The sequence below is a fragment of the Pseudomonas sp. ADAK18 genome (genome assembly GCF_012935695.1).
Taxonomy (GTDB): Bacteria; Pseudomonadota; Gammaproteobacteria; order Pseudomonadales; family Pseudomonadaceae; genus Aquipseudomonas.
Genome location: NZ_CP052859.1, coordinates 3209347 through 3234438 on the forward strand (window position 1 = coordinate 3209347; position 25092 = coordinate 3234438).

A 25092-nucleotide genomic window follows, 5' to 3' on the forward strand; every position below is an offset into this window, starting at 1 on the left:
AGCACCCACACGAATTGCTTGATTCAGTTGTTAAAGAGCGGTTGGTTAAGATCTTTCGTCTCAACCGAGGCGCGCATTCTACAGCAGCCTCTGTTGCTGTCAAGCGGTTTTTTTAAGAAGTTTTCAAAGTTTCCTTTGTAACTTCAACCACTTGCGCTTCCGATCTCTCGTTAGCGGGAGGCGAATTCTACAGCGTTACACGCTGCTGTCAACACCTCTTTTTCTCCGCTTTCGACCGAGAAGATCGAACCGTTGATAGGGCTAAACAACACGGCCTTATCAACTCCTTCTGGGCTTCGATGATCTGAAGCAACTCGCTGTCGAAACCTACATAACTCTTTGTTTACCAAGGAGTTTTCCGTTTCGACTGCGCCGGAAGTGGGGCGAATTATAGACTTCCAGAATCTGCCGTCAACCCCTAATTTTGCTTTTCTATCAATATGCAGGAATAACAACAAATCCCTTCTATATAGAGGGTAAGAAGAGAGCCGGCTGAGCAATATATTGCTCAAGCCTCAACACTTAAGCATCATAGGCGCTTCTGTTCCTTTATATGACTTCGGACGAACACCCTCGATGACCACCTCGCCTCGTAGCCTAGCCTCGGCATTATTCCCTGTCGGCCTGCTACTGATTGCCATGGCTTCCATACAGTCCGGTGCCTCGCTGGCTAAAAGCATGTTTCCTATCGTTGGCGCACAAGGCACTACCACCCTGCGCCTTGTGTTCGCCAGCGTCATCATGCTACTGCTATTACGCCCATGGCGCGCCAGGCTCACCGCCAAATCCCTACGCACCGTAATCGTCTATGGAATGGCGCTGGGTGGGATGAACTTCCTCTTCTATATGTCCCTGCAGACCGTTCCCCTGGGAATAGCCGTAGCGCTCGAGTTCACCGGGCCTCTGGCAGTTGCTATCTATTCTTCGCGTCGCGCGGTCGACTTCCTCTGGATCGGCCTGGCGATCATCGGTCTCCTGCTGCTGATCCCCATCGGAGAAACCAGCAGCGGGATTGATCTGACGGGTGCTGCCTATGCATTAGGCGCCGGCATCTGCTGGGCGCTTTACATCCTGTTTGGCCAGAAGGCGGGAGCAGACAACGGCGTTCAAACGGCCGCACTAGGTGTCATGATCGCCGCGCTGTTTGTCGCACCGATTGGGATAGTCCATGCCGGCACAACACTACTGACTCCCTCACTGATCCCAATCGCCATTGGCGTCGCGATTTTGTCCACTGCCCTGCCCTACACCCTGGAGATGGTTGCGCTGACTCGGCTCCCGGCCCGTACATTCGGCACCTTGATGAGTATTGAACCCGCTTTCGGTGCGCTCTCCGGGCTATTTTTCCTTCAGGAACACTTGTCCTTGACACAATGGATGGCCATCACCTGCATCATCCTGGCTTCTGTTGGCGCAACCCTGACCATGCGTAATGAATCCAAACCATTAGTCCCGTCAGATTGATTCAGGATTTAACGTAGCTCTAGTATTTGCCGCTCAATTAGGCCATGTTTAGACTGTAACCCAATGTCAGTCATGGAGAATTTCGATAGGGACATCAAGAACGCTACAATCGAGAGCGAGCAAAGCCTGCTTCGGGCATCTCTGCGAAGCGGCTATTAAGGATGGGAATGAAACGAATTTTGATACTGTTAGTCGTCATGACCATCGCTGGTTGTGCCGCGACCACCAAGACAGAAGTGAAACGGGGGAAAAAGGGGCTGCACATCAACTGTTCTGGCCTATCCTCCTCCTGGGACCAGTGCTATAGCAGCGCAGCCAATTCATGCGGCACCAAAGGCTATAGGGTCATCGCCAAGTCGGGCGATAACGCAGAAGATCCGGGCGACTATCCGTTTGGCCTCAACCCTGCTGGCTATACCAGCCGAAGCATGATCGTCATCTGCAAGTAACTCACAGGCCTCCTATCTGTTGGCTGAGTACCTCATGGTTCGATGACAGCACCTGCGCTTGAACCAGCGGGTCAACCATCATCCGCGCCACCACCAGCGCGCCGACGCACTGCGACAGAACTGCCCAAGCCAGGCTGTCGCTGCCCAGCGTCGCAGCCCAACCCGCGTGTAACCTGCAAATCCAGTCCTGCGCTTGCTGACGCACCGCAACATCAGACCGTGCAATCTCAGCCCCAAGACTCGGCAAAGCACATCCCGCGTCCATCTGCTCCACATGAGCCATGCTCAAATAGAACTTGAGACAACGATCCAGCCTCTCACGACTCTGAACGCCGTTGCCGTTCAAGCGCTCAAGGCTGTGACTCAGCTCCCGCTCGATAATCGAACTGAACAATTCGTCCTTCGAAGAGAAGTGACTATAAAAAGCCCCGCCGCTCAGGCCAATGGCTTTCATCAAGCCATCTACACCGACACTGGCAAACCCTTCTTTCTTGGCCATGGCCGCGCTGCTGTGCAACAGCTTCTCTCTGGTTTCCTGCTTGTGACTGGCTGAATACCGCATTTCATACCCCACTGGACTTGTCACCTTGACGCTCAGCAGATCGTAGCATAACGTTCGTTTAGCTAACGATCGTTTACCAAAGGATCTTCCCATGACAGACAAGAAAAAAATCGTACTGGTCGTCGGTGCTGGCGATGCCACCGGAGGAGCAATTGCCAGGCGTTTTGCCCGTGAAGGGTATGTCGCTTGCGTCACTCGGCGCAGCGCCGACAAGCTTCAACCGCTGGTAGACAGTATTTTGTCAGCCGGAGGTGAAGCCCATGGCTTTGCCTGCGATGCGCGCAAAGAAGAAGAGGTCGTTGCGCTGATAGAACAGATCGAAACAGAGCTCGGCCCCATCGAAGCCTTTATCTTCAACATCGGCGCAAACGTGCCGTGCAGCATCCTGGAAGAAACCGCCCGCAAGTATTTCAAGATCTGGGAAATGGCCTGCTTTTCCGGCTTCCTGAATGCCCGGGAAGTGGCCAAGCGAATGGTTACCCGTCAACGGGGCACCATTTTGTTCACTGGCGCTACCGCTGGCTTACGCGGTGCTGCCGGGTTTGCCGCATTCGCGGGGGCCAAGCACGGAATTCGTGCCTTGGCGCAAAGCATGGCGAGAGAACTGGGCCCGCGTAATATTCATGTTGCCCATATCGTGGTCGACGGTGCCATCGACACGGCCTTCATCCGTGACAGCTTCCCGCAAAAATACGCCCTCAAGGACCAGGACGGCATTCTCAACCCCGAACACATTGCCGACAGCTATTGGTACCTGCACAGTCAACCACGGGATGCCTGGACCTTCGAACTGGACCTGCGCCCCTGGAATGAACCTTGGTAAGCACGCCCCCATAACAATAAACAGCGAGCACAAACCATGAGTAAAACCCTGGAATTTTTCTTCGACCTCGGTAGCCCTGCCACCTACCTGGCCTATACACAGTTACCAAACCTGTGCACCGAAACCGACACCCAACTGGTCTATCAACCGATGCTGCTCGGCGGTGTCTTCAAGGCCACCGGCAACGCCTCTCCCGCCACCATCGCAGCCAAAGGTCGCTACATGTTCCTGGACCTGGCGCGCTATGCCAAACGCTACAACGTCCCGCTCAAATTCAACCCGAACTTCCCCATTAATACGCTGACGCTGATGCGCGCTGTAACGGGTATTCAGATGCACCAGCCAGAACGTTTTATCGACTTTATCGACTGCCTGTTCCGCGCACTATGGGTAGAAGGACGTCATCTCGGGGATCCGGCAATCGTTGCACAAGTCCTGACCGAGCATGGCTTTGATCCCGCGGAAGTATTGGCGCTGGCCAACGATGAAGCAGTGAAAGCAGCCCTCAAGGACAAGACCGAAAACGCTATCCAGCGCGGCGTCTTCGGTGCCCCGAGCATGTTTGTTGGCAGCCAGTTGTTCTTCGGCCAGGATCGCCTGGATTTTGTGCGAGAAGCCCTGAGCTAAACCTCTTTTGAGAGCCGCTTGCGCAGAACGTGCAGCGGCCCTCAGGACTTATATAGCCACCGTACGCACCCGCAACCACTCCAACGCAGCGCCACTGAGCAGCGGACTCAAGCGCTCACGCACCTGTGCGTGATAGTCGTTGAACCACTGACGCTCATCCAGCGTCAGCAGCGATGGCTCCAGACAACGGGTATCGATCGGGCACAGGGTCAGCGTCTCGAACTTGAGGAACTCGCCAAACTCGGTCTTGCCGGCCTCGCGGTTCAATACCAGGTTCTCGATACGCACCCCCCAACGGCCTGGGCGGTAGGTGCCCGGTTCGATAGAGGTGATCATTCCAGGCTGCATGGCGGTTTGTGGTGCCGCGACGGCCTGATAGGCAATCACCTGCGGACCTTCATGCACATTGAGGAAATACCCGACGCCATGACCGGTGCCGTGACCATAATCCACGCCTTCGGCCCAGATCGGCGCACGAGCGATAGCATCCAGCAACGGCGACAGAATGCCCTTGGGGAAATACGCACGGGACAAGGCGATCACACCTTTGAGCACCCGCGTACAGTCGCGCTTCTGCTCTTCGCTCGGCGTACCGATGGGCACCATCCGCGTGATGTCGGTAGTACCACCCAGGTACTGGCCGCCTGAGTCGATCAACAGCAAACCATCGCCTTCGATCAGCGCATGCTCTTCTTCAGTGGCATGGTAATGAGGCATCGCGCCATTGGCATTGAATGCTGCAATGGTGTTGAAACTCAGCGACACATAACCCGGGCGGCGGGTCCGGGCAGCCGTCAGGTGTTCATCAATGGTCAGCTCGGTAATGCGCTCGCGGCCCAGAGCACTGTCCAGCCAAGTGAAGAACTCGCACAAAGCGGCGCCATCCTGCTCCATGGCTTGGCGGATGTGCTCGGCATCGGCCAGGCTCTTGCGGGACTTGGCCAAGGTAGTCGGGTTGAGTCCTTCGACCAGCTTGACGCCGTCGCCCAGGTTTTCCAGCAACCCCGCCGTCACCCGCGCCGGATCAACCTGCACGCTCGCACCCGCAGGCACTGCCCCCAAGGCACTCGCCACTTCGCTGTAATCACGCAGGGTCACGCCATCTTGTTCCAGTACGGCGCGTAGCGCCCCGTCGACTTTGCTCAAGGCAACAAACAATGTGGCTTGCTTTTGACTGATCAAGGCAAAGGACACGAACACCGGGTTGAACGAAACATCACCACCACGCAGGTTGAACAGCCAGGCGATGTCATCCAGGGTGGCGATGAAATGCCAGTCGGCACCCTTCTCCCTCAAGCTTTCGCGCAAGGCGGCAAGTTTCTCACCACGGCTAACGGTGGCCTGGGGCGGCAAGTGCTGATAGATCGGCTGATCAGGCAGGGCTGGACGGTCCTGCCAGACTTGGTTCAACAGGTCGATATCGGTACGCAGGCGTGCGCCACGCTCCGCCAACTTGCTACCCAAGGTACGCGCCGACGCCACGGCCATGACCGCACCATCCACCGCCACAACACCACCTTCCGGGGTTTGTTCGGCCAGCCATTCCAGCGGCCCGGGCTGGCCCGGTTGCAGCTTCACCAACTCAATGCCGCTGCCCTTGAGCTCCTTGGTCGCCTGTTCCCAATAACGACTATCCGCCCACACCCCGGCAAAATCCGCAGTGACAATCAGCGTCCCCACCGAACCATGAAAACCCGACAACCACTGACGCCCCTGCCAGTATCCCGGCAGGTATTCGGACAGGTGCGGGTCGGCCGACGGCACCAACAGGGCATGAATGCCCTCTCGGCTCATCAGTTCACGGGTGTGCGCCAGGCGCTGGGGAACCGTTCCATGGGTCAAAGGCTGCGTGCTCATCGTTTCTCCTGCTAACCACTGATAATTGTTATGTGTTGCGGATGTGGATCACACCGCCCAGAAGGCCGGCGCGCTGGCCAGCGAATCCTTGATCAACTGTACCGCCTGATCAATGTCCTGCTCGGTAGTAAAACGGCCCAGGCTCAAGCGAATGGTACGGCTTGCGCTGCGCGCATCATGCCCCAACGCCAGGAGCACGTGGGACGGCGCATTGCTCGCCGAGTTGCATGCCGACGTGGCGGAAAAGGCGATGCCCGCACTCAACGCAGCAGAATTGAACTCACCCTCACTGAACGTCAGGCTCAAGGTATGGGGAATGCGTTGAGTGGCGCTACCGTTCAAGCGCACTCCGGCAATCGTATTCAACTGCTCAAGCAGACGCTGGCGTAACGCAACAATCACCGCCTTCTCTTGCGTAAATGAAGCAGCGGCCAAGGCGAACGCCATGCCCATTCCAGCAATCTGGTGGGTCGCCAGCGTGCCAGAGCGTAGCCCGCCTTCATGGCCACCGCCATGAATCTGCGCCAACACTTTTTGCTGGGCACGCGGCCCGACATACAGGGCACCGATCCCTTTGGGGCCATACAGTTTGTGGGCTGAAAACGACATCAGATCCACCGGCCACAAGGCCAAATCAATGGCGACCTTGCCCGCACCTTGCGCCGCGTCCACATGAAACAGTGCTCCTTGCTCACGAACCCGCGCACCAATGGCCGGAATATCGTTGAGGGTGCCCAGTTCATTGTTGACCAGCATCAGCGACACCAGGAAAGTGTCCTCGCGCAGCGCCTCGCTCACAGCCTCGACCGTGATCAGCCCATCGGCATTCGGCACCAGGTACGTCACCGCAACCCCGGCTTCCTGCAACTGGCGGGCCGTGTCCAGCGTCGCCTTGTGCTCGATCTGGCTGGTAATGATATGCCCGCCAGATACACCCCTGGCTTGCGTAACGCCCTTGAGCGCAAGGTTGTTGGACTCGGTGGCACCGGAGGTCCAGACGATTTGCTCCGCCTGCGCGCCTACCAGTTCAGCTACCTGCCGCCGCGCTTGCTCAACCGTCTGCCGGGCCTGCTGGCCGAACGCATGGGAGCTGGAGGCTGGGTTACCGAAATTGGCGTTGAACCCCAGGCACTCGACCATGACCTGGATGACCCGCTCATCCACCGGCGTGGTGGCGGCGTAGTCGAAATACAGAGGACGTTTATTCATGACGTTAAAGACTCGCAGAGCTTGTTCCCGAGAGCAGTGTCCCAGGGGCAGCGACCAGAAGAGAGATCGTCTGATTTACCTGATCGGGTGCCGTTAAAGAAAGACCACTTTATTTAAAAGTGCGTAGGAACGCTCCTGAAATCCAGCTTAACAGGCTGCACGTGGCGCCCGTTAGAACGATTAGCCACAAACGTAAAAAGCCGAAAGCCCAACATCAAGGCTTTTCGGCTTTTTGAACGGGTAATACAGATTCAAACGTTAGTGAATATTCCGCTCACCGGATCGATCTTGCCGGTATAGGGCACGCTGGTACCCGCCGCCTTGGCAATCGTCGCCCAAATACGCTGCATATCAACAAAACGCTTGCCGATCACAGCATTGCCGCTATGTTCACGATCTCCCTGTGCCGTCACATTGAAGTATCGCCCCTTCCCGTCACCGGTTTTCAACAAGCCACTGGCGCCCCCCATCAATACCAACGGCATATCGACCGTATGCTCGGGCGCACCATCGGCCATCTCGCTGGTAAACACGATGAGTGTATGTGCAAGCAGGTTGTCACCCGGCACGTCTGGATCGGCATGCCGTGCCAATTCATCCATAAACAGCTTGACCCGCTGGGTGTACCACTGGCGGGACTTCTTCCAGACATCCAGGCCAGCATAACGATGAGCGCAATCATGAGGATTGGTCTGCTCGCTGACATCAAGGATATTCAGTGATTCCGCCGATCGACCGACCTGGATCGTGGCGACCCGGCTTATCCCGCAGGCCAGTGCAGTGGCAACCACCTGATGATGGCTATTTTGCACTTGGGTGCGGAATTTCGCGTCTTTGAAAGCCAATGGTTCCAGTGTCAATGGCGAACACTCACCCACAGGCGGCAAGGTGTTCTCCATATCCTTGATTGCTTGTTCCACCGAATCAAGCTGGGTGTCCATCTTCTGTCTCTGCGCACCATCGAGCTGCGCCTGCAGCTCTTTGATATCGGCCAATACCGGGTCCAGCACATGACTGTTCCGGGCCTGCTGTTCACGTACCTGCCGCCTGGTTGAGCCAAATATCTTTTCGTACATCAGCACCGGGTCCTGATCAGGCCTACGCATCTGCGCGCCCTCCCACGAGACATGCCAGGCCGTACCGTCAATTCCGGAATGCGGGCCAGAAAAAAGACTGCGCTGAGAAGGATCCGTCCCCGGCATCTGTTGCCCCAACAACACGTCGATCGATGTCATTTTTTTCTCTCTATCACGTAGAGCCCATGTCCAACCGTTGTGCCCCTCATTTCCCGGTCCCAGTATCGTGCCGCGGATATACAAAGATTGATCACGGTATGCCGCCAATTCCTGACTGACTTCATTGAGTTGAAAATTGTCAGTGTCCATCTCTTGTGCCGCCGGGTGCCAGAGACCACGCCCATCGCTGGAGTAGGCCGTAGCCGAATCGACAGCCAAACCGTCTGGCACCACAAAAAATACGACCTTGAGCTTGGGTTGCTGGGTCTGCCCTGCCAAGGCAATACGTGCCAGACCGAACTGGGTCAGGGGACCAAAAACACCCACAGCCGTGAGCCCCATGAGAAAACGACGACGACTTTTCAGAATATCCATGATCAGTCCCTCTGCATCTTGAATTGGAACGAATTGGAAGTGCCCAACGTACGCAACATGGCAGGCAACGGCTGCGAATCACGCAGGCCGTCGGCAATTGCCTTGACTGTCCCGGAGGTTGACTCGTCGGATTTGTTTCCCGAGGCAAACCGGAAGTAGCTGTCTGCCATGCAGAGCAACGCCGCCGGGTCGTGCACGATCAATCGGGAGATATCCCGAACATCATTGATCGGCACCGTCCCACTGACGCCCAGGAAAGGCCCAGATGTCTTGATCGGCAACATGACCGGATACTGCCCATAGTTGTAGGCAGGCTCCTGCTGACGGTAACGGCCAGTGGCATCGTAGTGCTCCATGGAGGCGCCGGTGTCATTCATGTATTTGTGGCACTGCCAGCAACGCCCGCCTGAAGCCTGCTCGCCATTGACCAAGTCCCAGCGCTCGCGTGTGGTGATTGCCCGTGGAGGGAACGCAGGCTCAGTAGGTTCGGCTTCGACCGGCGCCCCGAACTCACGACAGAACATCTGCTCACGAATCATGATGCCGCGCTTGACCAGCGAGGTGACCTTGTAATCCGAGGTCGACGCCTGAGTCAGCCCTAGGTGAAGCAAGCCTCCGCGCGTTTCATCCACCGCCACTTTCTGCAGGGCGTCGCCGGTGACTCCCGTGATCCCATAATGCTCGGCAAGCGCCTTGTTCAGGAAGGTGTAGCCGGGGTTGAACAACTCATCGAACGTCCCCTTGTCGTCGAGCAGTACATGACGGGTCAGCAGGTATTGCTCCTGGGCCATGAGTTGGATCATCTGCGCGCTCAGCCCCGGTTTTTCCTGGACCCCACGATTGGTCTTGACGTAATAACTGACAAATCGGTTGAACTGCTCCACACCGCGCTCCGAACGGATCATCCGATCAATCTCGGCAGTCATCTGCTGCGCCGTGTGCAATTCATTGCGCTGGGCCTTAGCCATCAGTTCGACGCTGGGCGTGGTCCCTTCAAAGGCGTAGGACAGTGCCGTTGCCACCTCGAAAGGTGTCAGCTTGAACACCCCCGACTTGCCGGCCACAACCTCACCCAGTTCCGAGCGATAGAGGAAGTGCGGTGACATCAGCATCGCCGTCACCAGGGCCGCCTGCCCCTGCTCGCCCAGTAACGCTTGATAGCGAGTGCGCTCATCCTCACTCAAGGGGCGCCTGAATAACCGATACCCCAACGTGGTCACCGGATCATTGCGCCCCGCCGAGGTCAATCGGGCCAGGTGCCGGGCCGGCACGTTATCGGCGACCCAAACCGCCATGTCATACAGCTGCTTGATATCACCGGCGTGCAGGATGCCTTTATTGGCCTCGCCGGGATACTTGAAGTCCTTTTCGGATTTATCGGCCGGCAATTTCTGCGGGTTGACCTCCACAGCCAGGATGTCCTTGACGCTGGCGGCATATTCTTCTGGTGTCAGCAGACGCAACTGACGCTGGCCGTATGACTCGGCGGGATTCAGGTACGGTGCCCACACAACGTTAAACAAATGCTTGCTGATCTCGGTCGCGCAGGTGGTGTCGCAATGCCCGGCCACCGGCATGCTTTTGATCTGCTTGACCAACGCATCTTCCCCGGCAACGCTCCAGGCCAAGGCCATGCGCAAGCTGCTGAAAAACTCCACCGCATGGCATTTTGTGCAGGACTCCGCCAATACAGTCGCACCCAAATTGGTCGTGTGCCTGTAGGAAATAGGCGGCAGCTGCATGTCTTGGCTTTCTTCGTCGATCACCACCGACACCAGCTCCGGCTCCGGTTTCTCCTGTGGATAGAAGGGATAAATGATCTCGTACTGCCCGTAATCGAGAATCTGCGTAACGCTCTCGCTCCACGGCACTTGGACCACCTGCGGCGGCACACCTCCCGGATCCTTGCTCTTGAGGGTGAAGTGCCATTGCTCATCGCTCACCGACGCGAGTTTGGCCGGCGCCACAATTGTCACCTTGACCGCCAACTTCAATGGCCGTTCGCGGTAACGCAAATTGACCGTTTGATTGGGGTTGGCAGCGGACAAGGTGAATGATGTGTTGCGAACCTCTGGAATCCAGTTCTTCACATCGTTGAGCTTGACCTGATAGTTGCCGTACGCAAGGCCCTTGAGCAGCAGCCCGGACTCACCATCCTCCGGGTTCCAGGAGACATGAAAAACCCGGGTGTTGCTGTCGGGCGAGATCAACGTACCGCTGATCATTTCAGTCTCAAGCCCAGGCGCTGGCGCCAGCATGGGACGCAACGACAATTGAGTCTCGGGCAAGCCAGCCGGGTCATAACTGACGCGATAGATCACCCCCGCCACGTCATCGGAAATCAGCAGGCTTTTATCCGCCAACTCCAGGAAATCCGCCGGCCGCCCAATGCACGAGTTATCCAGGCAATACACATCGAAACTGTTCGGGTCCTGGATAAAGCCGTTGATCAACGGGATCTGGTTGACCACCCGCGTGCCGCCCTGGATCGTCAACAGGCGCACATCCATACCCGGCCTGGCGCTTGATCCGGCGCCGTGGACCGCCACCAGCATGTTCTGGGTATCCGACCTGGCCGGGTAAACATCCCAGAACTTGACGCCCAGCGGCGCCGTGTTAGTGCCCAACTCGAATGCCGGCGGCACGTAGGCCTTGGGATCAATCTGTTCAAGGGATTTATCGGAAACAATCGCTCCAGGCACCAGGGGCGGCTGAATCACCCGTGGGTTCTCGAACTCCTCCTGGGTAAAGCCCGGCGTGTCCTTGCCGAACCGATAAGGCACACCGAAGTGCAAGCCCGGACCGCTGATGCGGTTGACCTCATCAGGGTTGGGGAAACCTTGACGGTTGTTATCGCTGAACCAGATTTCCCGCGTCTTCGGGTTCCAGTCAAAACCTACGGAGTTTCGAACCCCTTTGGCCAGAATCTGGGCCTTGCCGGTCTCCAGGTCGTAGCGCAATAACGTCCCATAGCGTTCGTCGCCTGGGATCATGCACAAGTTGCAGGGGATGCCGACAGCGGTATAAAGCGCCTTGTCGGTGGGGTCCAGCGGATTGAAATGCAAGGGATGCTTCATATGCCAGAAGCGGGTACTGGAGCCGGACGCCACGGACGGCAGTGGAAACAGGCGGTCGTCTGCCGGGAAGTTGAAAATCAATTCCGGCTTGGGGTCTTTATAGTGATTATCCGCGTCGCGCAGGCGATACAGGCCGCCAGTGGTCGAGTAGTACAAATCACCGTCGCGATACACCACGCCATGTGGCTCTTCCAGCCCGCTGGCGATCACATGGATGCCCATCGGCTTGCCCGCCGCATCCAGCGGCAATGCATAAATCATGTCGGCGATTTTTCCGTCGTAGACGTAGGAAGGAATGGCGCTGGAACCGACATACAGCACGTTTTTGCCCATGGCCATCTGCCGAGGCTGGATCAGGCCCTCAGCGAACAGCTCAATCTTTATCCCCGGCAAGCCACTCAGCTTGCCGACGTTGACCGGCGGCCGGTACTTCAATGTGATCGCCTGCTCTTCACCCTCGGCACTGCCAAACGACACCATTCGCGGCGTATTCAACGGCACGAAACCCTCGGCGACATTCATCACCAATTGGTAGTCGCACATCTTGAGGTTATCGATATGGATCGTTTCGCCGGATTTGGCGCTGATGGGAATATCTTCGGCCTTGCAACGCAGCACACCCGTCACCACCTGGTCGGCGCGTGATACACCTGGCAACGGTTTTTTCAACGGGGCCCTGCCGCTGAGGGTGGCGAAACTGAGGGTCAGGCGATTGCCTTGGAAACCACCGCACTCACCGAGATCCTTCCAGGCGTCAGGCCAGTACTCTGCACCATTTTCGGCAGGGGCTCCTGGGTTGTAATGAACCTGCTCACACCACTTCCAACTATCCGGCCCATTTGGCGCCTCCGCGTCTTTCCAGCACTCAAACTGCCGGCCGACATTCTGAACCTGATCGCCCTGTTGGTAGGCTGTCCCGGCTTTATAGTCCGGTGCCGTGCAGGCCTGATGAGGCGCCGCGGACACCTCAAGACAACCCAGCCCAAGCAACAAGCCAAGCACCACCGAGCCCATGCCCGACCCACGGCAAGACAAACCGAGAAACTTCTCCATGACTTGCAGCCTCACTGGCAAGCCAAGTGTTTCTCCTATACAGGAAGGACTACTGATTCACGATCCCGCAACGAAACACCTGACGTAGAGCCACAAGCCTGAAAGAGGCCAACCGGCTCCCGCGTTTCAAATTGGAATGTCTTGCACTGCAATTCCACTGCGTGACACGACATGGCGCTAAGCCATAGAGACAGGAACAAACAGACACTCATCCTAAGTCAGTTGCTTGCCATTCCCAGGCATGTAACTTCCTACAGATGAAGTCTTAGTACGCGTAAGGGAAACCGTCAAATCCACCGACTGATTCAGCTGGCATGCCCGCGTACAGGCAGGGCCCGATCTGCGTTCATTTCCCCTTGCTGATCAAAACCAAACGCCTTCTGTGGCTGAGCGGTCAGTTCGGCTTTCTTCTGTTGATATTCATCAAAGGACAAACCACGGCGACTCAACGCCTCCAGCGCCAGTTCCTTGCTCTCTTCGGCCGAAAAAGGTCGCAGCTCGGGTGCCGGATGAGTCGCACAACCGGCGAGGACAGAGGCGACAAGCAACAGGGAAATAGCGAGAAAATGGTTCATGGCGAAGGACCTGCGAACTGGGCTGTAGTCAATGAACACAGGCTACTCCCGGTCCCCCTCCGAGAAAAATCATCGTCCGTGATAGTCGCTATCGACCTTGACACTCCATTCGATAGACGCTCTTTATATTCCATAACGACCTATAAATATGGAAATACGTTCGTTTACGGAATAAATACAACCCTCTATAAATGGCCACAACGCCTCAGCCACTGTTGGCCACGCAACTGTTGTGCAGGCAACAGCTATTCAACAAAACACCAGGCAGACAACACCAGCACTTTCCAGCAGCCGGTCCGGAGCCCATGCAAATCAAGGCTTACGCCGTTTGGTACAGCTCTTGCTCAAGCCCTGTTACTGCTCTCGCTCTGAGCCACTGTTGAAAAAGGAACTGTTCATGACCCGTCCCCTGAATGTCGTTGCCCTCTCCGGCGGAACCTGGCGCCCGTCCCGCACCCTGGTGCTGACCCAAGCGGTGCTGGCCGAACTGGCCACCCAACTGCCGATCCAGACCACCCTGATCGAACTGGGCGATATTGCCCGCCCGCTCGGCGCAGCGCTCTCTCGTGCGGAATTACCGTCGGAGGTCGAAGCCCAACTGCACGCCATCGAACAGGCCGACTTGCTGGTTGTGGCCGCGCCGGTCTATCGCGGCTCCTACCCTGGCCTACTCAAGCACTTGTTCGACCTGATAGACCTCAACGCCCTGATCAACACCCCGGTGCTGCTGGCCGCAACCGGCGGCAGCGAACGCCACGCCTTGATGCTTGATCATCAGTTACGACCGCTGTTCAGTTTCTTCCAGGCCCTGACCTTACCCATTGGCGTGTATGCCACCGAAGCCGATTTCACCGATTACCAAATAACCAGTGAGCCCTTGAAGGCCCGCATTCGCCTCGCGGCAGAACGCGCTGCGCCGTTGTTTACCGCGCATCCCACCTCTCTGCTGAAAATCGCTTAAGGATTTGTCATGGATGTTTTCTGGTTTCTACCTACCCACGGCGACGGTCATTACCTGGGCACCACCCAAGGCGCCCGCCCGGTCACCCTCAATTATTTGAAACAAGTGGCCCAGGCCGCCGACAACCTCGGTTACCACGGCGTACTGATCCCCACCGGCCGCTCCTGTGAAGACTCCTGGGTGATCGCTTCGGCGCTGGTGCCCTTGACCGAACGCTTGCGCTACCTGGTGGCGATCCGCCCGGGAATCATTTCCCCGACCGTCTCGGCGCGCATGGCCGCGACCCTCGACCGCCTGTCCAACGGCCGCCTGCTGATCAACGTGGTGACCGGCGGCGATCCCGACGAAAACCGTGGCGATGGCAGCTTCCTCGACCACAGCGAACGGTATGAAGTGACCGATGAATTCCTCAAGATCTGGCGCCGTGTGTTGCAGGGCGAATCGGTAGACTTCGAAGGCAAACACCTACGCGTACAAAACGCCAAGGCGCTCTACCCTCCGGTGCAGAAGCCCTATCCGCCGCTGTACTTCGGCGGGTCTTCCGACGCGGCCCACAACCTTGCCGCCGAACAGGTGGACGTGTACCTGACTTGGGGCGAACCACCCGCCGCCGTCGCCGAAAAACTCGCCGATGTGCGTGAACGCGCGGCCCGCCACGGGCGCACCGTCAAATTCGGTATTCGCCTGCACGTGATCGTGCGAGAGACCGAAGAAGACGCCTGGAAAGCCGCCGCCAAATTGATCGAGCACATCAGCGACGAGACCATTGCCGCCGCACAAAAATCCTTCTCGCGCTTCGACTCCGAAGGCCAAAGGCGCATGGCGGCGTTACATGATGGGCGCCGCGACAACCTGGAAATCGCCCCCAACCTGTGGGCTGGCGTGGGCCTGGTGCGCGGCGGCGCAGGGACCGCATTGGTGGGCAACCCGCAGCAAGTTGCCGAGCGGATCAAGGAATACGCGGACCTGGGAATCGAGAGTTTCATCTTCTCCGGCTATCCGCACCTGGAAGAAGCGTACCGCTTCGCCGAACTGGTGTTCCCGCTACTGCCGGAACCCTATGCCAGACTGGCCGGACGCGGCATCACCAACCTGACCGGGCCGTTTGGCGAAATGATTGCCAACGATGTGCTGCCGGCCACCGCCAAAGATCAGTGAGCTCCGCTTTATGTGGGAGCGGGCTTGCTCGCGAAGTCGGAGTGCCAGTCAAACCTGCATCAACTGATCCACCTTATTCGCGAGCAAGCCCGCTCCCACATTTGGACTTTATTGCCAAACAGACATCGAGGAACATCCGCGTGACAGCCAAACCCCACAGCGTCCTGCCCTCCCCCTTGCAGACCGCCAAACTGCTGGCCGCCGAATTCGCCCTCACGGCCGTCGAACGCGACGAGCGCGGTGGCACGCCCAAGACCGAACGCGATGCCTTGCGCCAAAGCGGCCTGCTGGCCCTGAGCATTCCCACGCAATACGGTGGCCTCGGCGCTCGCTGGAGCGAGACCCTTCAGATCGTGCGAGAATTCGCCAAGGTCGACAGCTCCATCGCCCACGTCTTTGGCTTTCATCACCTGATGCTCGCCACCGTGCGACTCTTTGCCCGCCCGGAGCAATGGCAGCCCTGGTTCGAACAGACCGCCCGCAAAAACTGGTTCTGGGGCAACGCGCTCAACCCTTTGGATACCCGTACGGTGGTCAAGGACTTCGGCGGCTGGCGTGAGTTTTCCGGCAAGAAGAGCTTCTGCTCCGGCGCCAGCGATTCAGAAATGCTGATCGCCTCGGCGGTGGATGAAAGCGCCGGCGGAAAGCTGCTGATCGCCGCCATCCCCAGCGGCCGCAGTGGCATCACCCTGCACAATGACTGGAACAACATCGGCCAGCGCCAGACCGACAGCGGCAGCGCCAGCTTCGAACGGGTGCGGGTGGAAGAGTCGGAACTGCTGCTGGATCCCGGCCCGCTGAGCACGCCCTTCGCCTGTCTTCGGCCATTGATCGCCCAGTTGACCTTTACTCATATGTTCCTCGGCATTGCCGAAGGCGCCTTTGAAGAAGCGCGCAATTACACCCTGACCGAAACCCGGCCCTGGTATAAATCCACAGTCCAGGACGTGCGCCAGGACCCTTATGTGCTCAACCATTACGGCGAGTTCTGGGTTGCCCTGGAAGGCGTGCGCTTGCTGGTGGAGCGCGCCGCCGAACTGCTGGACCAGGCCTGGGCCAAAGGCCCGAACCTCAGCGAAAACGAGCGTGGCCAACTGGCCATCGCCATCGCCACCGCCAAAGTCGCCGCCACCCGCAATGGCCTGGAACTGTGCAGCCGCCTGTTCGAAGTCACCGGCGCGCGTTCCACTCATGCGTCTCTGCGCCTGGACCGGCATTGGCGCAACCTGCGCACACAAACCTTGCACGATCCAGTGGACTATAAACTCCACGAACTGGGTGACTGGGCCTTGAACCAGTCCCTGCCGATTCCGACCTTCTATTCCTGAATACTTTGTAAAGAAGAGGTGCCCATGCAGCTTTTAACCTTACCGCCCTCGCCCGCCCTCGCGACGTCGATTCGCGCCACGGCCCAGGTCTTCGAGGACCCGAAATCCCAGGCGCTGCTGGCACACATCCAGCAAGTGGCGCCCAGCGAAGCCAGTGTGCTGATCATCGGCGAAACCGGTACCGGTAAAGAGCTGGTGGCCCGGCACATCCACAACCTCAGCGCCCGGCGCAACCGGCCGTTCGTAGCCGTGAATTGCGGGGCATTCTCCGAATCCCTGGTGGAAGCCGAGCTGTTCGGCCATGAAAAAGGCGCCTTCACCGGCGCCCTCAGCGCCAAGGCTGGCTGGTTCGAAGAAGCCGACGGCGGCACCTTGTTCCTCGATGAAATTGGCGATTTGCCGATGGCCATCCAGGTCAAGCTGTTGCGCGTCCTGCAGGAGCGGGAAGTGGTCCGCCTGGGCTCACGCAAAAGCATTCCCATTGATGTGCGGGTGCTCGCTGCCACCAACGTACAGCTGGAAAAAGCCATTAACGCCGGGCATTTCCGCGAAGACCTGTACTACCGCCTCGATGTGGTGAGCCTGGAACTGAGCCCACTGCGCGAACGCCCCGGCGACATCCTGCCGCTGACTCGGCACTTCATCGAAGCCTACAGTCAGCGACTGGGCTACGGCCCCATCACTATTAGCCGCGAGGCCGAGCAGAAACTCAAAAGCTACAGTTGGCCGGGCAACATCCGCGAACTGGAAAACGTTATCCACCACACGCTGTTGATCTGCCGCAACGGTGTCATCGAGCGCGATGATCTGCGTCTGTCGAACATGCGCATCGAGCGCCAGGACGACAGCCAGTACGGCACCGATAACAGCGCCGAAGCCCTGCTGGAGCGGGCCTTTCAGAAGCTGTTCGAAGAACAGGCCGGTGCCCTGCATGAAAAGGTCGAAGACGCGCTGTTGCGCGCCGCCTACCGTTTCAGCCATTACAACCAGGTGCACACCGCCAACCTGCTGGGCCTGAGCCGCAACGTCGCCCGCACGCGCCTGATCAAGATCGGCGAACTGGCGGTAAACAAGCGCCGACCAGGGGAGAACGTGCAAGGAGAACGCATGTTGCACCTATCCATTTAGGCGGCACTGCAACGCGTCGTCGTGGCTGCGCTCGATACTGCGCAGCACCTGGAACGAACCAAAGGTCACGGCCGTGGCCTGATGAGCGCGAATCAGCGTCCAGAAATCCTCACCCTGCTGTTCAAAACGCTTGAACGCAGCCTCGCCGTCCTCCCGGGACAGCCACTGCAGGTAGTTGAGCACCCGGCGCCCGTCATCGCTGACCTGCACACTGGCACTGAGAAATCCACCGCCCCCTTGGGCCAGGCGCTCAGTCTGCTCGGACAGCGCCAAGACCAGTGCGGATTGCTGACGGGGCTCGATCTGAAACTCGATGAGTTGGGTAAAGCCACGACTTTTCGCTGATGACTGCATGAATATTCCCCTCTAGCTGTAGGCGCGCTCTTGCGATCCAACGTCACGCAGGGTAAAACCTCTAGTTAACTAGAGGTCAAGGGTCTTTTTGGAGTTTTCTCATGATCAGCAAAGAACTCACCGTCGGCCAGCTGGCGGCCCGTAGCGGCGTGGCCGTCACCGCCCTGCACTTCTACGAAACCAAGGGTTTGATCAAGAGCAACCGCAATGCCGGCAACCAGCGACGTTATCCCCGAGACGTGCTGCGGCGAGTGGTGCTGATCAAGATTGCCCAGCGCCTGGGCATTCCGTTGGCAACGATCCACGAGGCTCTGAAAACCTTGCCTGATGGCCGCACGCCAACGGCCGACGACTGGAATCGGTTGTCCGCGCTGTGGCGTGAAGACCTGGATGAGCGCATCAATAAACTGATAATGCTGCGGGACAAGCTCAATGGCTGCATCGGCTGTGGCTGTCTTTCGATGGAAGCGTGCCCGTTGCGTAATCAGGGCGATGTGCTCGGTGAACGGGGCCCCGGGGCGCAGTTGCTGGAACCCACAACCAATCCCTGATGTGGAAACCCGATCAATGTGGGAGCTGGCTTGTCTGCGATGCAGACACCTCGGTTTGACTGATGCACCGAGGCGATTACATCGCAGGCAAGCCAGCTCCCACATTTGATCTGCGCTCGACTTTAAAACCCCGGCGCAATCTGCCCCTTGTAGCGGGTAAGGATGAACTGACGTACTTCATCGGAGTTCAACGCCTTGGCCAGTTTCTGGATACGCGGATCGTTGATGTTATCCGGCCGCGCCACCAGGTACTCGACGTACAAATCCTTGCCCTTCTCAACGATCAACGCACTGTTGGTGTCGATCCCCGCTTCCAGCGCATAGTTGGCAAACACAAACGCCAGGTCCACCTGACTCACCGAGCGCGCCAGCAAGGCGCCTTCCAGTTCACGGATTTTCAGGTGTTTGGGGTTGTCGACGATGTCCCTTGGCGTGCTCAAGGTATTGCTCGGGTCCTTGAGTTTGATCAGCCCGGCCTCATCCAGCAGCACCAACGCACGTCCCGTGTTGACCGGGTCGTTGGGGATCGACACCGAGGCGCCGTCTTTCAATTCCGAGATAGCTTTGATCCGCGTCGAATAGGCGCCAAACGGCTCGATATGCACCCCCACCACCGGTACCAAGTCGGTGTGCCGAGTCTTGTTGAAGTCATCAAGAAACGGCCGATACTGGTAGTAATTGGCGTCGATATTCTTCAGCGCCAGTTGCTGATTGGGCTGGATGAAGTCGGTGAAGACCTTGATCTGCAAATCCACGCCTTCCTTGGCCAACACCGGTTTGACGAACTCGAGGATCTCCGCGTGGGGCACAGGGGTTGCGCCAACCACCAGTTTCTCGTTGGCGAAGGCATTGAGGGACAGCACAGCGGCCAGAATGGCCAGGGTCTTTTTCATGACAACTCCAAAGGTAGTTTTATAAGCACAATCAACGGCGGCTATAACGCGCCACCAGGCGATCACCGGTCATTTGCAGGGCCTGCACCAGCACCAGCAAAAGCACCACGGTGACCACCATCACGTCGGTCTGGAAGCGTTGATAGCCGTAGCGAATCGCCAAGTCGCCAAGGCCCCCGCCACCGATCACGCCGGCCATGGCCGTGTAGTCCACCAACACAATGGCGGTGACGGTGACCGCCGCAAGCAAGCCGCCCCGTGCTTCCGGCAACAGGGTGTGGCGGATCACTTGCCAGGTGCTGGCGCCCATGGACTGGGTGGCCTCCACCACGCCTCGGTCGACTTCGCGTAATGCGGTTTCCACCAGTCGCGCGAAGAACGGCGTACACCCCACCACCAGCGGTGGGATGGTGCCGGGCACCCCGAGGGACGTGCCCACCAGCAAGGTGGTCAGTGGGATCAGCACAATCAGCAAGATGATGAACGGCAGTGACCGCAAGACGTTGACCACCACCGACAACAACCGGTAAACCACCACAGCTTCGTGCAACTGGCGCTTACCGGTGAGGAACAGCAGCACCCCCAACGGCAGGCCCAGCAACACGGTAAAACCCAGGGCGGCCGCCAACATGCTCAAGGTTTCCAGGCAGGCCTGGCCGATGTCGGCCCAATAGATGTTTTTCAGCAGCTCGCCCATGGCTCACGACCAATCGTGGCGCGGTGGCTTGGTGCCGTTGAGCAGCCAGTTGCCGACCACGTGGTATTTCCAGCGCACCGGATCGTGCAAGGTATGGACCCGCGCGTTCCGCCAGTGGCGGTCAAAGTTATGCGTCTTCAGGGTCGAGCGGGTGCCGCCCAGTTCAAAGAGTTTGTTGCTGGCCTCAATGGCGATTTCAGTGGTCAGCACCTTGGCCCGAGCCACGGCCAGGGAGGCGTGGGCGACATTGTCCTCATCCGGTGCCGGACGCGCGGCATCCAGGGCTTTGCCGGCCCGTTCCAGCAAGGCCTCGGCGGCTTCCAGGCGAATGTCCAGGGCGCCGACCTGAATGATGGTCAGCGGATCTTCACTGGCTTTTTCCACGCCTGCATCGATCCACGGTCGGGCGAATTGCTGGACGAACTGCACCGTATCCCGCAACGCGGCCCGGGCGATCCCGGCGTCGATGGCGGCGGTGGTCAGTTGCGCGAAAGGACCGGCCAAGGTCGGCGAATCGTAGGAGCGATGGGTAGGAAACAGGTTGAAGGCCGGCACCCGCAACGCTTCAGCCAATACCGTTCCGCTGGAGGTGGTGCGCTGGCCCATGCTGTCCCAGTCGTCGACCACCACCAAACCCTCGGTGCCTCTCTGGACAAACGCCAACTGCGCATTGTGCGCCTCGTCCAGCGCCAGCACCGCCAACCAGTGCGCGTACAGCGAACCGGTGCAATAACCCTTGCGGCCGTTGATCACATAGCCATCGCCTTGCCGACGAATAATCGCCTGAATGTCCTGGACGTTCTTGCCGCCGGTTTCCGACAGCGCATTGGCAAACCGATGCCCTTGCAGCGCCAGGCCGAAGAAGTACGCCTGCTGCTCAGGTGTGCCCTGCAGGCGGATGTCTTCCAGCAGGCAGTAGTGGTTCTGCGGAATTTGCCCCAGCGACGGATCGGCCGCCGAGATGATTGCAATCACCTGGGCCAACACCGCATAGGACACCTGTGCCCCACCGAACTCACGAGGCACGCTGATACCCCACAAGCCGCTGTTGGAATACAGGTCGACGATGTCTGGCGGCACCTGCCGCGTACGGTCGCGTTCGGCATCCTGTTCCAGCAACACGGCCGCGACGCGATGGGCGACCGCCAGGGCCTGGGCTTCGTCGTGAATCAACTCGGCATGAGGGGTATGAATCGGAAAATCGGCAGACGCAGGCAGAACAGGCATACAACGCTCTCGGGCGGAGGGAATGCCTTGGGTATTGCAGCTTCTATGCCTGAGGGCCCGCGCCCGTGGATTCAGGGGGTTGAGCCTGTATTGCAGGCGCGCAGCCGTCCAAGGCGCAGCAAACTGCCGGTTTGCTGTTGCCTGGCGAACACCTCGTCGGCTGCCCGCAAGCGACGGCGCACGTGGCCTATAGTGAAAAGACCGGAAAAAACCGGGTTCTTTTCCACAACAACAATCAAGGAGAACGAAATGAGCGTTAAACCCATCCCCGAGGGCTACCACAGCATCACGCCCTATCTGGGAATCGACAAAGCCGCCGAAGCCATCGAGTTCTACAAGAAGGCCTTCGACGCCACGGAAGTGATGCGCCTGGACATGCCCGACGGCAAGATCGGCCATGCCGAACTGCGTATTGGTGATTCGGCGATCATGATGGCTTCGCCTTGCGGTGAAATGTCCTTCGGCAGCCCGGGAAAAGAACATCCCAGCGTGTGCCTGCATCTGTATGTACAGGATGTCGACAAGCAGTTCGCCCAAGCCATCCAGGCCGGGGGCATCGCCGTGTCAGAACCGAAGGATCAGTTTTACGGCGACCGTTCAGGAACGTTGAAAGACCCGTTCGGGCACGTGTGGTTCCTGGCAACGCGCAAGGAGGATCTGACAGAAGAACAAATTCGGCAGCGAGCCGCAGACCTGTTCAAACAAGGTTGAACCTCTGAGTTGAAGGGGCCTGGCCCCTTCAACACACTTCATGAACCGCCCCTCCACGCTTTCCCCCTTGCCCCGGGCGCCCTGTGATTCCAGGATGCAGGCACTCATCACAAGGAGTCATTCCATGTTTGCCGGTTTCCAAAAAGACCAGCGCCACGTCAACGGCGTGGACATCAGCTACCGCCAAGGTGGCACAGGTCCCGGCCTGCTCCTGCTGCACGGGCATCCGCAGACCCATGTCATCTGGCACAAGATCGCCGAACAGTTGGCCGAACACTTCACGGTGGTCGCCGCCGACCTGCGCGGCTACGGCGACAGCAGCAAGCCGCCGGCCAGCGACCACAATACGAATTACTCGAAACGGGAAATGGCACGTGACGGTGTTGCGTTGATGAAGGTCCTGGGCTTCGATGAGTTTTCGATCCTGGCCCACGACCGTGGCGCCCGGGTCGCCCATCGCCTGGCCCTGGACCATCCCAAGGCCGTGCAACGCATGGTGCTGCTGGACATCGCGCCGACACTGGCGATGTACGCCCAGACCGATGAAGCCTTCGCCCGCGCCTACTGGCACTGGTTCTTCCTGATTCGCCCGGCGCCGTTGCCGGAGAGCCTGATCGAGGCCAACCCCGAGCTCTACCTGCACAGTGTCATGGGTAGCCGTAGTGCTGGCCTCAAGCCCTTTACCGACGAAGCCTTCGCCGAGTACCTGCGCTGCCTGAAGCTGCCGGGGGCGGCTCAAGGTCTTTGCGAAGACTACCGCGCCTCGGCGGGTATCGACCTTGAACACGATCGCGCCGACATCGTCGCCGGCAATCACCTGAACCTGCCGCTGCTGGTGCTGTGGGGCGCCGACGGCACCGTCGGGCGCTGCTTCGATCCGCTCAAGGAATGGCAGCAGGTGGCAACCAATGTACGTGGCAAGGCCCTGCCGTCCGGCCATTACGTTGCTGAAGAGGCCCCCGAGTTGCTATTGGACGAAGCCTTGAAATTCCTGTGCTGAACAGACATCGATGCCGCAGTGGTTGACCAGGGCAACTCCCCCCAAGATCTTTGACTTCTACACGACTACGCCTACAGTCCCACAGGCTAATGCTCAGGAGTCGGCCGCGTGCCGTGGGCGAAAAGGCAGGTGTATGAAGTGATACGCCAAAAATGGATTTTTTGACCACTCCCGGAGATGTTATGAACGACGACGAAAAAGAACAGGAAGACAAGGCACCACAAGACGCCGTCAGCGCCAAGTTGATGGAATATGCGATCAAGGCCCGCAAGGTCTTCATCACCGGTGTGGTCGATGAGCGCATGGCCAAGGATGTCGTGCAACAGCTGCATATCCTCTCATCCATCAATGAAGACCCGATCTACGTCTTCATCAACTCACCGGGCGGCCACGTTGAATCGGGCGACATGATCTTCGACGCCATTCGCTTCATTTCAGCACCTGTCGTCATGATCGGCTCGGGCAGCGTCGCCAGCGCTGGGGCACTGATCTACGCCGCAGCGAAAAAAGAAAATCGCTACTCGTTGCCCAACACCCGGTTCCTGCTTCATCAACCGTCAGGCGGCATCCAGGGGCCGGCGAGCAACATCGAGATCTACATGCATGAAATTGTCAAAATGAAGAAGCGCCTGGACAATATCTTCGCTCAAGCCACCGGCCAAACAGCAGAGAAAATCAGCGCCGACACCGAACGCGACTTCTGGCTCAGTGCAGAGGAAGCGCGGGACTACGGTCTCGTCAACAAGATCATCGTGTCGGAAAAAGAGATCACGCGACCGACCTGATCGCTCGCCGATCCGGTGTTATTCTGGAGGCTCATGCCGCCATGCGTGTTTGCGATGACCCACAACAAAAATACCGCACCTTTGCCTGAGGACCTGCGGGTATTCCTGACGGTGATTCGCAAGGCCGGCTTCGCGGCGGCCGCCGATGAACTGGGGCTGTCCCCTGCGTACGTCAGCAAGCGAATCCAGATCCTCGAAAGCACCCTCGCCACTCGCCTGCTGCACCGTACCAGCCGGCGCGTCGCCCTGACCGAAGACGGTGAGCGGGTGCAACGCTGGGCCTTGCGCATCCTCGAAGATTTCCAGCAACTGTCCGATGAACTTTGCGACGCCCATGACAGCCCCCGTGGCCGCCTGCACGTGTGCAGCAGCTTCGGTTTCGGCCGCAACCACGTGGCTCCTGCGCTGTCGTTGCTCGCCGAACAATACCCGGAGCTAGAGATTCGCCTGGACCTGTTCGACCGAGTGGTGGACATCGTCAGCGAAGGTTTCGACCTGGAGATTCGCGTAGGCGATGACCTGCCTGGCCAGCACATCGGCCGCCAATTGGTGAGCAATCGCCGGGTACTGTGCGCGGCGCCTGCCTACCTGGAACGTCGTGGCACACCCCTGCAACTGAGCGACCTGGAGCAGCATGACTGCCTGGTGATCAAAGAGCGCGATAACGCCTTTGGGGTCTGGAACCTGGAACGCGGTGGCGTGCAAGACAATGTCCGCGTGCGCGGGCCTCTGTCGTCCAACAACGGGGAGATTGTTTTGCAATGGGCCCTGGATGGCCGTGGGGTGCTGTTGCGTTCGATGTGGGATGTGAAACCGCTGCTGGAGCAAGGCAAGCTGGTGCAGGTGCTGCATGACTACACCCAGAGCGCCAACGTGTGGGCGGTGTACCCAACACGGTTGGCGTATTCAGGGAAGTTGCGGGCGTGTGTGGAGTTTTTTCAGGAGCATTTCAAAGGGTTGTCGATCTGACACCCCAATCGTGAGCTGCAAGCT

The 25092-nt window shown here is 58.5% G+C and carries 23 protein-coding genes; 13 read left to right on the forward strand and 10 right to left on the reverse strand.

Annotation, left to right across the window (positions count from 1 at the left end):
• Positions 1–576: 576 nt before the first annotated feature.
• Both rhtA and HKK55_RS14210 read left to right on the forward strand, forming a co-directional pair.
• Positions 577–1464 carry a threonine/homoserine exporter RhtA gene (rhtA, locus tag HKK55_RS14205; RefSeq protein WP_169355261.1) on the forward strand — a complete coding sequence of 296 codons (888 nt, stop codon included), beginning with the start codon at positions 577–579 and terminating at the stop codon, positions 1462–1464.
• 167 nt (positions 1465–1631) lie between these two features.
• Positions 1632–1913: a hypothetical protein gene (locus HKK55_RS14210; protein WP_169355262.1), complete on the forward strand. Its 282-nt coding sequence runs from the start codon at positions 1632–1634 to the stop codon at positions 1911–1913.
• 1 nt (position 1914) lies between these two features.
• Here the strand turns inward: HKK55_RS14210 and HKK55_RS14215 are convergent, their stop codons facing one another.
• Positions 1915–2475 (reverse strand): TetR/AcrR family transcriptional regulator, encoded by a 561-nt coding sequence (locus HKK55_RS14215; protein WP_169355263.1) that lies wholly within the window; start codon positions 2473–2475, stop codon positions 1915–1917.
• A gap of 91 nt (positions 2476–2566) precedes the next feature.
• Here HKK55_RS14215 and HKK55_RS14220 point away from each other — a divergent pair, with 91 nt between their 5' ends.
• The gene (locus tag HKK55_RS14220; protein ID WP_169355264.1) at positions 2567–3298 is read left to right on the forward strand and encodes an SDR family oxidoreductase; all 732 of its coding nucleotides are present in this window, start codon (positions 2567–2569) and stop codon (positions 3296–3298) included.
• Positions 3299–3334: 36 nt separating this feature from the next.
• The gene (locus HKK55_RS14225; RefSeq protein WP_169355265.1) at positions 3335–3925 is read left to right on the forward strand and encodes a 2-hydroxychromene-2-carboxylate isomerase; all 591 of its coding nucleotides are present in this window, start codon (positions 3335–3337) and stop codon (positions 3923–3925) included.
• Positions 3926–3973: 48 nt separating this feature from the next.
• Here HKK55_RS14225 and HKK55_RS14230 read toward each other — a convergent pair whose 3' ends face one another.
• From HKK55_RS14230 to HKK55_RS14250, 5 genes are all read right to left on the reverse strand, one after another.
• A complete protein-coding gene (locus HKK55_RS14230) occupies positions 3974–5782 on the reverse strand; it encodes an aminopeptidase P family protein (protein WP_169355266.1) in 1809 nt (602 codons plus the stop codon).
• 48 nt (positions 5783–5830) lie between these two features.
• The gene (locus tag HKK55_RS14235; RefSeq protein WP_169355267.1) at positions 5831–6991 is read right to left on the reverse strand and encodes a cysteine desulfurase family protein; all 1161 of its coding nucleotides are present in this window, start codon (positions 6989–6991) and stop codon (positions 5831–5833) included.
• A gap of 251 nt (positions 6992–7242) precedes the next feature.
• Complete coding sequence (locus HKK55_RS14240) at positions 7243–8601, reverse strand: DUF1552 domain-containing protein (RefSeq protein ID WP_169355268.1); 1359 nt, start codon at positions 8599–8601, stop codon at positions 7243–7245.
• Positions 8602–8603: 2 nt separating this feature from the next.
• On the reverse strand, positions 8604–12731 hold the full coding sequence (locus HKK55_RS14245; RefSeq protein WP_169355269.1) for a DUF1592 domain-containing protein: 4128 nt from the start codon (positions 12729–12731) through the stop codon (positions 8604–8606).
• 305 nt (positions 12732–13036) lie between these two features.
• Positions 13037–13306: a hypothetical protein gene (locus HKK55_RS14250; protein ID WP_169355270.1), complete on the reverse strand. Its 270-nt coding sequence runs from the start codon at positions 13304–13306 to the stop codon at positions 13037–13039.
• A 397-nt stretch (positions 13307–13703) separates the two neighbouring features.
• On the opposite strand from HKK55_RS14250, the gene msuE reads away from it, so the two are divergent.
• The 4 genes from msuE to HKK55_RS14270 all read left to right on the forward strand — a co-directional run bounded on the left by msuE (position 13704) and on the right by HKK55_RS14270 (position 17881).
• Entirely contained in the window at positions 13704–14267 is a 564-nt protein-coding gene (gene msuE / locus HKK55_RS14255) for an FMN reductase (protein WP_169355271.1), read from the forward strand.
• A gap of 9 nt (positions 14268–14276) precedes the next feature.
• Positions 14277–15425, forward strand: coding sequence for an FMNH2-dependent alkanesulfonate monooxygenase (gene ssuD, locus HKK55_RS14260; RefSeq protein ID WP_169355272.1), 1149 nt, complete (start codon positions 14277–14279; stop codon positions 15423–15425).
• 140 nt (positions 15426–15565) lie between these two features.
• Positions 15566–16753 (forward strand): acyl-CoA dehydrogenase family protein, encoded by a 1188-nt coding sequence (locus tag HKK55_RS14265; RefSeq protein ID WP_169355273.1) that lies wholly within the window; start codon positions 15566–15568, stop codon positions 16751–16753.
• 24 nt (positions 16754–16777) lie between these two features.
• The gene (locus HKK55_RS14270; protein ID WP_169355274.1) at positions 16778–17881 is read left to right on the forward strand and encodes a sigma-54-dependent Fis family transcriptional regulator; all 1104 of its coding nucleotides are present in this window, start codon (positions 16778–16780) and stop codon (positions 17879–17881) included.
• Here the strand turns inward: HKK55_RS14270 and HKK55_RS14275 are convergent.
• Positions 17870–18235, reverse strand: coding sequence for an antibiotic biosynthesis monooxygenase (locus HKK55_RS14275; RefSeq protein ID WP_155586101.1), 366 nt, complete (start codon positions 18233–18235; stop codon positions 17870–17872). The two genes, HKK55_RS14270 and HKK55_RS14275, sit on opposite strands and share 12 nt — an antisense overlap.
• 101 nt (positions 18236–18336) lie before the next feature.
• Here HKK55_RS14275 and soxR point away from each other — a divergent pair, with 101 nt between their 5' ends.
• On the forward strand, positions 18337–18786 hold the full coding sequence (gene soxR, locus HKK55_RS14280; RefSeq protein WP_169355275.1) for a redox-sensitive transcriptional activator SoxR: 450 nt from the start codon (positions 18337–18339) through the stop codon (positions 18784–18786).
• Between the two features lie 122 nt (positions 18787–18908).
• Here the strand turns inward: soxR and HKK55_RS14285 are convergent, their stop codons facing one another.
• From HKK55_RS14285 to HKK55_RS14295, 3 genes are read right to left on the reverse strand one after another with little or no spacing between them, the layout of a single operon-like run.
• On the reverse strand, positions 18909–19679 hold the full coding sequence (locus tag HKK55_RS14285) for a MetQ/NlpA family ABC transporter substrate-binding protein (RefSeq protein ID WP_169355276.1): 771 nt from the start codon (positions 19677–19679) through the stop codon (positions 18909–18911).
• Between the two features lie 31 nt (positions 19680–19710).
• Positions 19711–20376: a methionine ABC transporter permease gene (locus HKK55_RS14290; RefSeq protein WP_169355277.1), complete on the reverse strand. Its 666-nt coding sequence runs from the start codon at positions 20374–20376 to the stop codon at positions 19711–19713.
• Between the two features lie 3 nt (positions 20377–20379).
• On the reverse strand, positions 20380–21603 hold the full coding sequence (locus HKK55_RS14295) for an SfnB family sulfur acquisition oxidoreductase (RefSeq protein WP_169355278.1): 1224 nt from the start codon (positions 21601–21603) through the stop codon (positions 20380–20382).
• 249 nt (positions 21604–21852) lie between these two features.
• Here HKK55_RS14295 and HKK55_RS14300 point away from each other — a divergent pair, with 249 nt between their 5' ends.
• The 4 genes from HKK55_RS14300 (at position 21853) to HKK55_RS14315 (ending at position 25068) form a co-directional block, all read left to right on the forward strand.
• The gene (locus tag HKK55_RS14300; protein WP_169355279.1) at positions 21853–22314 is read left to right on the forward strand and encodes a VOC family protein; all 462 of its coding nucleotides are present in this window, start codon (positions 21853–21855) and stop codon (positions 22312–22314) included.
• A gap of 124 nt (positions 22315–22438) precedes the next feature.
• Complete coding sequence (locus tag HKK55_RS14305) at positions 22439–23314, forward strand: alpha/beta fold hydrolase (protein WP_169355280.1); 876 nt, start codon at positions 22439–22441, stop codon at positions 23312–23314.
• A 182-nt stretch (positions 23315–23496) separates the two neighbouring features.
• Entirely contained in the window at positions 23497–24099 is a 603-nt protein-coding gene (locus HKK55_RS14310) for an ATP-dependent Clp protease proteolytic subunit (RefSeq protein WP_169357861.1), read from the forward strand.
• A gap of 54 nt (positions 24100–24153) precedes the next feature.
• Positions 24154–25068, forward strand: coding sequence for a LysR substrate-binding domain-containing protein (locus HKK55_RS14315; protein ID WP_202020926.1), 915 nt, complete (start codon positions 24154–24156; stop codon positions 25066–25068).
• Positions 25069–25092: the final 24 nt, after the last annotated feature.